General features: G+C 42.0%; 12 protein-coding genes. 4 read left to right on the top strand and 8 right to left on the bottom strand.

Annotated features, from left to right (window positions below):
* Positions 1-1,120, bottom strand: a 1,120-nt coding sequence (locus HY805_04520) for a hypothetical protein (GenBank protein MBI4823478.1), incomplete at its 3' end; no start/stop codon positions are given.
* A gap of 79 nt (positions 1,121-1,199) precedes the next feature.
* A complete protein-coding gene (locus tag HY805_04515; protein ID MBI4823477.1) occupies positions 1,200-3,311 on the bottom strand; it encodes a YfhO family protein in 2,112 nt (703 codons plus the stop codon).
* A gap of 63 nt (positions 3,312-3,374) precedes the next feature.
* Here HY805_04515 and queF point away from each other — a divergent pair, with 63 nt between their 5' ends.
* The 4 genes from queF to HY805_04495 are packed head-to-tail and all read left to right on the top strand — an operon-like array spanning position 3,375 to position 4,304.
* On the top strand, positions 3,375-3,743 hold the full coding sequence (queF, locus tag HY805_04510) for an NADPH-dependent 7-cyano-7-deazaguanine reductase QueF (protein ID MBI4823476.1): 369 nt from the start codon (positions 3,375-3,377) through the stop codon (positions 3,741-3,743).
* Positions 3,744-3,749: 6 nt separating this feature from the next.
* Positions 3,750-4,025: a DUF4258 domain-containing protein gene (locus tag HY805_04505; protein MBI4823475.1), complete on the top strand. Its 276-nt coding sequence runs from the start codon at positions 3,750-3,752 to the stop codon at positions 4,023-4,025.
* Entirely contained in the window at positions 4,022-4,168 is a 147-nt protein-coding gene (locus HY805_04500; protein ID MBI4823474.1) for a DUF2283 domain-containing protein, read from the top strand. Before HY805_04505 ends, HY805_04500 begins: the two co-directional genes overlap by 4 nt.
* Positions 4,155-4,304, top strand: a complete 150-nt coding sequence (locus HY805_04495; protein MBI4823473.1) for a hypothetical protein — start codon at positions 4,155-4,157, stop codon at positions 4,302-4,304. Before HY805_04500 ends, HY805_04495 begins: the two co-directional genes overlap by 14 nt.
* Here the strand turns inward: HY805_04495 and HY805_04490 are convergent.
* The 6 genes from HY805_04490 to HY805_04465 all read right to left on the bottom strand — a co-directional run bounded on the left by HY805_04490 (position 4,291) and on the right by HY805_04465 (position 10,080).
* Positions 4,291-4,899: a phosphoribosylanthranilate isomerase gene (locus HY805_04490; protein ID MBI4823472.1), complete on the bottom strand. Its 609-nt coding sequence runs from the start codon at positions 4,897-4,899 to the stop codon at positions 4,291-4,293. The genes HY805_04495 and HY805_04490 overlap by 14 nt on opposite strands.
* Positions 4,900-4,909: 10 nt before the next feature.
* On the bottom strand, positions 4,910-5,191 hold the full coding sequence (locus tag HY805_04485) for a type II toxin-antitoxin system RelE/ParE family toxin (protein ID MBI4823471.1): 282 nt from the start codon (positions 5,189-5,191) through the stop codon (positions 4,910-4,912).
* Positions 5,192-5,197: 6 nt separating this feature from the next.
* On the bottom strand, positions 5,198-5,416 hold the full coding sequence (locus tag HY805_04480) for a hypothetical protein (GenBank protein MBI4823470.1): 219 nt from the start codon (positions 5,414-5,416) through the stop codon (positions 5,198-5,200).
* 287 nt (positions 5,417-5,703) lie between these two features.
* Positions 5,704-6,486, bottom strand: coding sequence for an indole-3-glycerol phosphate synthase TrpC (trpC, locus tag HY805_04475; protein MBI4823469.1), 783 nt, complete (start codon positions 6,484-6,486; stop codon positions 5,704-5,706).
* Between the two features lie 16 nt (positions 6,487-6,502).
* Positions 6,503-7,474 carry a porphobilinogen synthase gene (gene hemB / locus HY805_04470; GenBank protein ID MBI4823468.1) on the bottom strand — a complete coding sequence of 324 codons (972 nt, stop codon included), beginning with the start codon at positions 7,472-7,474 and terminating at the stop codon, positions 6,503-6,505.
* The gene (locus HY805_04465) at positions 7,444-10,080 is read right to left on the bottom strand and encodes a caspase family protein (GenBank protein MBI4823467.1); all 2,637 of its coding nucleotides are present in this window, start codon (positions 10,078-10,080) and stop codon (positions 7,444-7,446) included. The genes hemB and HY805_04465 overlap by 31 nt, the downstream gene beginning before the upstream one ends.
* Positions 10,081-10,437: the final 357 nt, after the last annotated feature.

The raw sequence follows: 10,437 nt of genomic DNA, 5'->3' as shown, positions 1-10,437 counted from the left end.
CAATGAGGTATCTTCTTTTTGCCAGAATATATCTCATGCCGTAGCCTGCCAAAACTGACATATGGAGCATCGTTAGAATGTGGAAGCGGGACGGAATCGTCAGGTTGTCAAATGACGGAATGTATCTGAATAGCAGAAACGGCAGGGGGACGCTAAGTTCTCTGCCGAGGATATGTGGGTAGGGGCCTAAGGATAAGACAACGAAAACCAAAGCAGAGATTAACCAAAAAGATGCCATGTTGTCCGTCTTACGGGACCTGAGCCAGCCAAAGGCGGAAAAGAAGATTACGCTTATCCCTACGAATGCAAAATTCTCCAGCCCAGTAAAGTATTCCGAGAAAGAAAACCGTCCAATAATCGGGTTTTCCGGATGAGGACAGAAGAACCCAAATAAATCTACGACGCTATTAACTATGTTTTGACCATTTATAGATAACGGTACCTTCCTTGTATCGCCCGAAAGGATTACCTTGATCACAAAGAACATAACTGGCAGTATAAACGGTATCGAGAATAATGAGATGAGGCACGCCTTTTTGACTGCTCTAAATGCCCCGACATTTTTCTTTACCATATAGAAGACAAAGGCGATGATAGTAAAGATCGCCATCATAATAAAATAGTAGTATTCGGAGAGGAAATTAAATCCGAGCATAATGCCGGCGATTAAGGCATATCTGGTATAACCCTTTGTGCTGTCTAATGTCTTAAACAGATAAAGGATGTACAATGGCATCCATTGAGTTGCCCCTAAGTTGCCCCTTAATGGGGCACGCCATACGGCAAAGATTATTCCCCCGATAAATGCGGCCCTCCAGTCTTTTACGAAGTATTTCGTAAGGAGGAACCCTCCAAAGCCAGAAAGGACAAAGGACAGTATATAGAACAAGTTATAAATTGTGACGATATCCATTATGTACTGAAGGGGGATGGATATAATGCCATTCAGAAATGTAAGTGCATGAAAGGTCAGATTTACCTGATGGGGGTAAAATATATAATCCGTATAAAAGGGATTTGTTGTCAAATCCATCACGGCGTATTTGACCCACCAGAGGTTCCACATGAGTAGCTGGTCGTCTCTACTGCTGCCTACATTGTGGGTTGTGAATTTCGTCACCAGGGGGTAAGTAATAATCAGAGATAGAAGGAGATAAGCGAGTATTATGAAGATGTAAAGCCTGGTGTTAGGTCTGTCGTTAGTTATCGATGTCATTTTTATTTTTTGGGCGATAAAATATTATCAGGAAAATGGCTCCAATGGCAATCCCGCTTAATGCCATTGCCATATATATTTTAACAGGTATGTATCTAAATATTAGCTTATGCTTGCCAGAAGGCACAACAACTCCTCTCATAACCCCATTTGTCTTATAAATCTCTGTGGGCAATCCGTCTATGTAAGCACTCCAGTTAGGATAAAACTGCTCTGAAAGCACAATAAAACCTGTAGATGTAAAATCAGTATTAAGTATAAGCTTATTGGGCTTTGAGCTAACGATTTTTGCGGAGCCCTGACTAAAGGTTTTTAGTCCAATCCTTTCAATATCCTTTTTTGAAAGCATTGCCTGCCTTCTTGGGTCGATTCGGAATGCATAGAGTTTTATACTTACATCATCAATACTTTCTGCCTCAATTAACTCTATGACTGACCATGCAGTTGGCAGGCAGTTTCTGTTCAGATACAGAATGCCCCTTTCTGAATAAAAAAGTCTCTCATAGATTCTCTGATATTCTTTTGATGGAGGAAGCCCAAGACCAATAGGAGGCATATAGCCTTTATCCGTAACCCTTCCTGTAACTGCCTCCATAAGGAGCTCTTTATCTTTAGGGACTATAAGGTATTTTGTGCCAAGCATGCTTAAGATGATGTTGTTCTTTATAAGCTCATCCCATTCATGTGAGTACCCGATGCCTTCCATATCAAGTAGGTCGCTCAGGTCTTTGATTATCAAAGGGTCGTATCCATTGAGCATAGGAATTCTTTTTGTTATAGGAAGAAGGTCTTGTGTATTGTCGCCTCTTGAGGTAAATATAAATACAGTTGTCTGTTTATTTTCCTTGAGAAATCTTAAAAGTCTTGTCTCCTGCCTGTTTTTAACTTCGCTTATCGATTGAAATGAAAGATTCTGTCCTGCCCTGAAATATAATGCCTCGGAAAACACTATCAGCAAAAGAGCTATCATAATAAGTTTGGGCACAAGTCCGCTCTTTGCCTTCCCTCCTGTTTCCATGAGCCGTGAGATGCCAAATGCAAAGATAACCGTAAGGGCAAAGTCAAACTCATAGAGATGTCTTACAGGCGCCCTGAAAAGATTATATGCAGGCACATGATACATAAGTTTATGAAGAGGAGGAATGTTTGCTCCGAGGGAAAGCAAAAGCGAAATAACTGCAATTATACCGAAGACCCTTACATGAAGATTTGACCTCCACTCCTTAAAGATTGCTATGCATGCTATGACAAATGGAAGTATGCCTATAAAACCTATCATGGGTTCACGGAAAAAAGGAAATATCAGCCCAACCAGCATGTGAAACGGCATGGACAATTGGGAGAATATCTCATAGCTCAACTCTGCCCTGAATGCTACATTAGTAAGTTCAAAGGTTGCAATGAGCTGTGGCAAAGAAAGGGCAATGCCAACACCTGCTGAGATAAGGCTCTTAAGGAGAAATTTGAAACCCCTTGAGATGCCCATATGAAGACCATGAAATATGACATAAAGAAAAATAAGCATTCCGCTTAGAAGCAGTGTCTGTGGATGCCCGGCATAGACCTGAAAGGCAATGGCAATCCCACCTAAAAGGCTATATCTTATGTCAAAGGTAATCCTTAACTTTTCTATAAAGTAAAGTATGAGCGGAAGCCACGCCGCGGTTGCCTGTATGGGAGGCTGATGAAGGTGTGCTGAGATGAAACCTAAAAAGGCAAAGACAACCCCTGCCATCACTGAGGGAAAGTCCTTAGCCACAATAAGCCTTACATAGAGAAACATAAAATATCCTGAAAGTGAGATATGGGCGAAGATGCTGAGGTTAAATGCACTCTCAGGCGAAAATGGCAAGAGAAGCCAGTTCAGGGGATAAAATGCACCTGCCTGCATGGATGCCATAAGGGGAAAACCAATAAACATGTAAGGATTCCATAAAGGCAGGGCTCCCTCTTTTACCATATCCATGAAAACAACCTTTAGGGGATAAAACTCCAACAGCCCGTCTCCTACTGCAAGAAGGAGGTTTTTAAAGACTGCATCTTGGAAATAAATCAGGGTGAGGACAGCGAATATCAGGATGTATCTTAATCTCATTGGATATGCTATCAGGAAACCATTTGTCTTTACAAGATTTGCTATTAAATGCTAAATTCATCTATGAGATATGGCGAGCGTAAAATAAAGCAGGCAAAAATCGAGGTCTGGGAAAATCCCTCTCCAGAGAGGGACTATGAGATAAACATAAGTTTTTCCGAGTTTACATGTCTTTGCCCTCGCTCGGGCTATCCCGATTTTGCAACTATAAAGGTAAACTATGTGCCTCATAAAAAAATAGTTGAGCTTAAATCCCTGAAGCTTTATCTGAATTCCTTTAGGTCAGTCCACGCCTCACATGAAGAGGCAACAAACATAATATATGCCGAACTCCTTAAGAAGTTGAAGCCACGCTTTCTTGAGGTCATCGGTGATTTCAATCCCCGTGGGAATGTAAAGACAGTTGTGAGGGTGTGTTCGGAGAAAGGATAAATGTAATTGAGTCGTAAAAAGCCTATAAAATTTTCTCAGCATGCCCTTGATAACATGGCTGATAGAGGAGCATCTAAAGAGGAGGTTGAACTTGCAATAAAGGGAGGGGAGTGTTTTCCTGCTAAAAAAGGAAGGTTATCATTCCGTAAGAATTTCAGTTATAATGCTATATGGAAAGGTAAATATTATCAGGTTAAACAGGTGATTCCAATTGTTGCGGAAGAACCTGATAAGTTTGTAGTTGTAACCGTGTATGCATATTTTATTGGAGGTGCAAAATGAGGATAAAATATGACCCTGAGGTGGATGCGGCTTATATATCATTTAAAAAGGGCCCTACAGAAGTAACAACAATACGCCTGACAGAGGATATCGCTGTTGACATGGGACCGAATGAGGAGATAGTAGGTATTGAGATTCTGTGAGGAGGCAACAAACATAATATATAATGAACTTTTAAAAAAATTAAAGCCTAAGTTTCTTGAGGTCATAGGTGATTTCAATCCCCGTGGGAATGTAAAGACAGTTGTGAGGGTGTGTTCAGAACCTAAACACTCTTAGCCTTTGCTATAAAAAGAGCCACTTTGACATGGTCTTTTTTGCCTTTTTCCTCCTCAACGCCACTACTAACATCAACCCCGTAGGGATGCACCCATCTTACAGCCTTCTCTATGTTGTCTGGGTCAAGACCTCCTGCGAGGATTATCTTTCCAAACTGTTTTGCCTCAAGTGCAATATCCCAGTTAAAAAGCTTTCCTGTTCCACCCAAGAGGTCAGGCGTGTATGTGTCAAGAAGAAATGCAGAGACATGATAGTGCTTAAGAGGCTCAAGGTCGCTTAGCTCTTTTACCCTTATTGCCTTTATTACTCTCTTTGGTATTATGCATGCCTCAGGTGGCTCGTGTCCATGAAACTGAACAGTATCTATGCCTGTGTGCCTTATTATCCTCTGAACCTCATTTTTACTTTCATCCACAAAGACCCCAACCGTCGTTATAAAAGGCGGAAGTGCCATGATTATCTTTTCTGCCTCATCAGGATGGATATATCTCGGTGAGCCTTTATAAAAGACAAATCCTAAGGCATCTGCTCCAAAGGCAACTGCCTTCTCAGCATCGTCTAAATTAGTTATGCCACAGATTTTGACTTTAACCATGGGACATCTCTCATCTTTTCTTTGCCTTTTTATAGATGCCTTCCCTTGTTCCTATAAGGGTTACGGTTATAGTGCGCCCTTCTATGAAGTAGATAATCCTGTATTCAGGCTTTCTTCCAAAATGGTAAGACCGTTCTTTATTAAGGGCTCCTATAAGTGGCTTGCCCTTCTTGTAAGGGTCCTCCTTGATGGCAGGCAGATGCTCCATAACAATAGTTTTTTGTATGTTTACAGGAAGTTTTTTTAGGTCTCTTAATGCAGCAGGAGAAAGCTCAAGGTTATAGGGGTGCATAGCTGGTTATTTATATGCCTTCTGAAGTTCTTCAAGGCTTGTAAACTTCATTCCCCTTTTCTTCTGAGCCTTGGCAAGCCTGCCCCTCTTATTAACATAGGCTATAAACCAATCATCCTCTTTGAGCTTCAGATAACTGACGAAATCAATTACCTCAAAGACTTTACTGCGGGGTAAGTTTTTTATCTCGTTGATAAGCTTATCTTGCAATACAGTTGACGACATATCTCAATCCTCCTTAATTTGTTGATTTTATTATAGCATTTTGAAGGTTTGCACGCCTCCCATCTAAGAAGGATTAATTATGAAATGTGGGATGTGTCCCTGTATTTCCCTGTATTTCCAATCATTTTATTATATGATAAAACTTAATATCTTCCAAATCTCCAGATGTTGTTCCTCTCACAAAACCTTTTAGCGATAGTATAATGTTAGTATTACTATTGTTCTGCTCCCCATTCCTCAAGCCTCGGCTAACTGACCAATTTGGCTATTATTATACTCTATTTTGCTCAGCATTTCCCTCTTAGCTCATCAATCTTTTTCCCTATGTTTTCTGCCTCCATAAGCACAGTGCCAATAAGCATTGCATCGATGCCAGCCTTATCTAATTTTATGACATCCTGCCTGCTTTTAATTCCGCTTTCACTTACCACTATCTTTCCCTCTGGAATGTCTTTTTTAAGAGTCTCTGTAACACTTAAATCAATTTTGAGGGTCTTCAGGTCCCTGTTGTTTATGCCTATTATATCTGCATTTAATAAAAGTGCCATCTCAAGCTCTCTCATGTCATGTATCTCAAAAAGCACTGCCATGCTTAGCTCTTTTGCCATGTGAAGGTATTCCTCTGCCTGAGCCTTACTAAGCAGGCTTGCTATGAGGAGTATTGCATCTGCCCTGTTTGCTCTGGATTCATATAGCTGGTATTCATCCACTATGAAGTCTTTTCGCAGGAGGGGTTTATCTACGATTTCTCTAACATCTTCAATGTATTTCAGGTCTCCCATGAAAAAGTCCTCCTCTGTAAGCACAGAGATTGCATCTGATTTTTCCTGATAGAGCTTTGCAATCTCCATGTGGTTAAAGTCTTGCCTTATGATTCCTCTTGAAGGAGATGCCTTTTTAATCTCGGCAATAAGCCTTATGCCTTTTGAATCTCTCTTTATTGCAGGCATGAGCGGTCTTGGTTTTTCCATAGAAGGAATCTTAGAGATGATGTCCTTCAGGGGAATCTTGGCTTTTACATAGGAAAGCCTTTCTTTTTTCTTTTTTACAATTTCATCGAGTATACCCATGCGCTACAAACGGCTCTTATTTCTGGATGAGCCTTGCGGCTGACTTTGCATGATATGTGAGTATGAGGTCGGCACCTGCCCTTTTTATGGATGTGAGGATTTCCATCATCACATTCTCTTCGTCAATCCAGCCCAGTCTGCCACCTGCCTTAACGAGTGCATACTCACCGCTTACATTATAAGCAGACACCGGCACATCGCATCGTTCCCTTACATCGGAGATTATATCGAGATACGAAATGGCAGGCTTGACCATCACGATATCGGCGCCTTCTTCTATGTCAAGGCGAATCTCTCTTAGTGCCTCTTTTCTGTTTGATGGGTCCATCTGATATGAGCGTCTGTCTCCGAATTTTGGGCTCGATTCAGCCGCTTCCCTGAATGGGCCATAAAATGCAGATGCATATTTAACCGCATAGCTCATTATCGGCATATCCGAAAACCCCTCGTCATCCAGAGCAAGCCTTATTGCCCTAACCCTTCCATCCATCATGTCAGATGGTGCAACCATATCTGCGCCTGCCTTTGCATGAGAGACCGCTGATTTCGAAAGAAGCTCCAATGTCGGGTCATTCAGCACCTGACCTTCCTTAACAACTCCGCAATGACCATGACTCATGTATTCGCAAAGGCACACATCCGTTATCACATAAAGCTCAGGCACACTGTCTTTTATAGCCTTTATCCCAGTCTGTATTATGCCATGCTTGTCATAAGCAGAGGAGCCAATCTCGTCTTTCCTCTCTGGTATGCCAAAAAGCATGACTGCTGGTATGCCGAGAGAATAAACCTCCAATGCATTTTCCACTACACGGTCAACGGACTCCTGATAACACTCTGGCATAGAAGGAATCTCCTGCCTTATGTTTTTTCCATGAGTTATAAAAAGCGGATAGATAAGGTCATCCACACTTACCGAGGTCTCCCGCATCATCCTCCTTATGACAGGGTTGTTTCTTAGCCTTCTTGCCCGATGTATAGGAAACATCCTTTTACCTCCTTACTGCCACAGGAAAGTCGGTTATGGTCTGTGGCTTTGTTGTTGTTGGAGTCTGTTTTCCTTGTTCCCATCACATTTCCCGAATAGCATGTATCCACAAACATAATCGTCTTTCCTGCTAAGGAGGCTATCGTGGTCTTTATCTCGGAAAATACAACCCCTGTCCTTTTAAGCTTATCCGAGTCTGCATCAACAGGCAGAAAATAATAATTCCCTGTTGGGTCGTTCACCCCATGCCCTGCTATGAATAGCATTGCCACATCCTTGCTCGTTACCTCCTGCTCGAGCCACTCTAATCCATCGAGGATGTTATCCTTCGTTGCCTTCTCGTCAGTGAGAACCTTTACCACTACTTCCCTGTATAACTCTCCCTTTTGCTTTGTTACCGCATTTGCAAAGTCCACTGCATCCTTTGCTGGAAAATTAAGCGCAAGGTCTTTGTCCTCGTATTTACTCACTCCGATTGCAAGTGCATAGAGCTTTGGCTTGATAACGAACTTTTCCTCCTTCTTACCACGCCACTTAAGGGTTATGGTTGCAGGCTCTGATGCAGAGTAAATGTTTTCAGCTATGATTGACACCACAGAGTCCCTCTCAGGGATGGTTACCTCTATCTCCCTTATATCATCCCCTTTTGGCTTAATACTTACACCCCTTTGTGCTGAAACAGGTCTTCCGTCTACAAGTGCCTTTATGCCTGTTATAGGCTCACCCGATGGAGTTCTGATTGTAAATCTAACTGTTATTTGAGTAGAGCTCACCTCTGAGCTATCAGAAGGAGAAACGATTGCTACGATAGGTGGAAGAATCTTCTGTATAGAGGTCTCCTGTTTTCCCCTTCCGGATTCCTTGTCTGCAAGAAGTATTGCCTCATCCTCGTCAACTGTCTTTAGAACCTTCTCTATTATATCTGCCCTGTAATATGTCGACCTGAACCGAGATGCAGGAAAAAAATCGGCTGATTGGTCTTTTCCGTTATTTATATGCCAGCCAATCAGCTCCTCTGAGCCAGCAGAGGCTACCCATTTCCTTTTGTCCTTATGAGGAAAAAGCGTCAACAGCTCTTTCCCATCGCTCATCCTGAACCACCTGATTGTCCCATCCCCAAATGCAGCTACTGCCACCTTCCCATTCCCTGAGATATTCACTGCCCATGCAACAGAGGGTGTAGAGATATTCCACTTCTCATTTCCATTTTTGTCATAAGCCCTGAGAGACCATTCGGCTCCAAGGAGAAAAGAGTTTTTGTCAGGCGAGATAGCAAGGCTTCTACACTTTTCATACTCATCGAGTTTGAGGACTACACGGTTAAGCTTTGGCTCATAAGTGTCTTCCCAGTCCGTAATATCTATCCCTGTAATCAGAGGTGGCTTGAGTCCGGGCTCAGGGCTCAGTGGCTCGGATTCGAGGATACGGTTTACTACAGAGAACCTTGCAGGCGATGCTCCCCATGTCTCATAGCCAAACTGAATGGTTTCTCCTTCATAAGAGACAAGCAGGTTTTCAAGTAGTCCCCTGTAATCAGCGATAGATGGACTGATGAAGAGAACCCTCTCATTCATTTCATTTATAACACCAAATGCAGGGTCATATGCACCGAAAGCAATTCCGCCGTCTTTAAGCGGGATGATGTGCATGAGGGTGTTGGCAGAGACAGGAAAATCTATATATTGCCCCCTGCCCTCTGCTGACCACCTGCGAATAGCGAATTGCCAGATACCATCGAATTTCTTTTGAAACTTTCCACCTGCATACAGGCTTCTGCCATCCGATGACCACGAAGCCCTGCCTAAACTTCCGTCAATACCAGTTGTATCAGGCGAATAAAGATATTCGAGGTCTTTGCCTGAAAGTATATCTACTGCCACTACATCTTCAAGTCCAACTGCTATCTTGCCTTGAGGAGAAAAGCTGACCTGAAAAGGTCGACTTCCGCTTCTTGCTTTCTTTTTTGCAATCAATTTAAATGAGCTGTCATAAAGCCTGATATATCCATCGTATGAGCTTGTTACGAGCCTTCCATACTTGTCAAAATCAGTGCCATATATGTCAAAGCCATAATCTTTATCCTCTGCCACTAAACTGTAATCGGATGTCTTATAGATGCGGATGCCATTGTCTCTTCCGAGACCTACAACGAGGAACCTTCCATCTTTTGAATAGCTAAGCTGGTCAATGACATTTGGAAACCCTGTTAGTCTTTTAATGAGACTACCTGTTTTGAGGTCAAAGAGATAGATGTTATGGAAACCCTCTGATGCCTTTGTCCATCCGGCTCCTGCTATTGTATTGCCATCAGGAGAAAGAGCAATCGCATATATCTTTCCTTCATCCCCGTCACCTATAGGAGGTCTTATTATCCTTATAAGTCTTCCATCCGATAGGTCCCATACCCGTATTGTCTTGTCATCGGAGCCTGTCACGATATAGCGGTTTTCGGCATCTATGCCGATTCTGTTTATTACTGCGGTGTGAACCTCTGTCTCTATACGAAGGATTGGCTCATTTGGAGGCTCTCCTCCTGATGAGAATTCAGGAGAGATAAACAAAAAAAACAAAAACAGGATTATTGACAAGAAAATGACCTTTTTCATTTAGACCCCCTTTTTCTGTATATATAATAGTAAGCCTCTGCCACATTTCTGTCAAGATAAAGAAGCCTCATCAAAAATCTTGTGAAACTGATTCGTTGCCTCATTTAAAAATCTTGATGAAATGATAATCGTTGCCATCTCCCTTTTTTATAGGTTCAATTTCAATTCCCTAAGTGCTTGAATTATCTTCATTTTTATCGTCAGAGTGTTCAATCATGTTCAATTTGTTCAAATAAGCTGTGTTGTCATCTATAGCATAAGCCTTGAACCTTAGCCTTTTTTCTTTTGAGATTTTTTTATTCATATGTTGCACTATATCAGTAAAAAACGGAAGCAGTCAATATGAAATGTTTCACT

The organism is Nitrospirota bacterium, from assembly GCA_016207905.1.
Classification (GTDB): domain Bacteria; phylum Nitrospirota; class Thermodesulfovibrionia; order Thermodesulfovibrionales; family JdFR-86; genus JACQZC01.
Note: the sequence above shows the minus strand (reverse complement) of the source record. Positions and strands in the feature narration are given on the sequence as shown.

Coding starts and splice junctions, on each gene's coding strand:
- HY805_04515 (MBI4823477.1), bottom strand. CDS start 3,311: ATGAGATTAAGATACATCCTGATATTCGCTGTCCTCACCCTGATTTAT.
- queF (MBI4823476.1), top strand. CDS start 3,375: ATGAGATATGGCGAGCGTAAAATAAAGCAGGCAAAAATCGAGGTCTGG.
- HY805_04500 (MBI4823474.1), top strand. CDS start 4,022: ATGAGGATAAAATATGACCCTGAGGTGGATGCGGCTTATATATCATTT.
- HY805_04490 (MBI4823472.1), bottom strand. CDS start 4,899: ATGGTTAAAGTCAAAATCTGTGGCATAACTAATTTAGACGATGCTGAG.
- HY805_04485 (MBI4823471.1), bottom strand. CDS start 5,191: ATGCACCCCTATAACCTTGAGCTTTCTCCTGCTGCATTAAGAGACCTA.
- HY805_04480 (MBI4823470.1), bottom strand. CDS start 5,416: ATGTCGTCAACTGTATTGCAAGATAAGCTTATCAACGAGATAAAAAAC.
- trpC (MBI4823469.1), bottom strand. CDS start 6,486: ATGGGTATACTCGATGAAATTGTAAAAAAGAAAAAAGAAAGGCTTTCC.
- hemB (MBI4823468.1), bottom strand. CDS start 7,474: ATGTTTCCTATACATCGGGCAAGAAGGCTAAGAAACAACCCTGTCATA.
- HY805_04465 (MBI4823467.1), bottom strand. CDS start 10,080: ATGAAAAAGGTCATTTTCTTGTCAATAATCCTGTTTTTGTTTTTTTTG.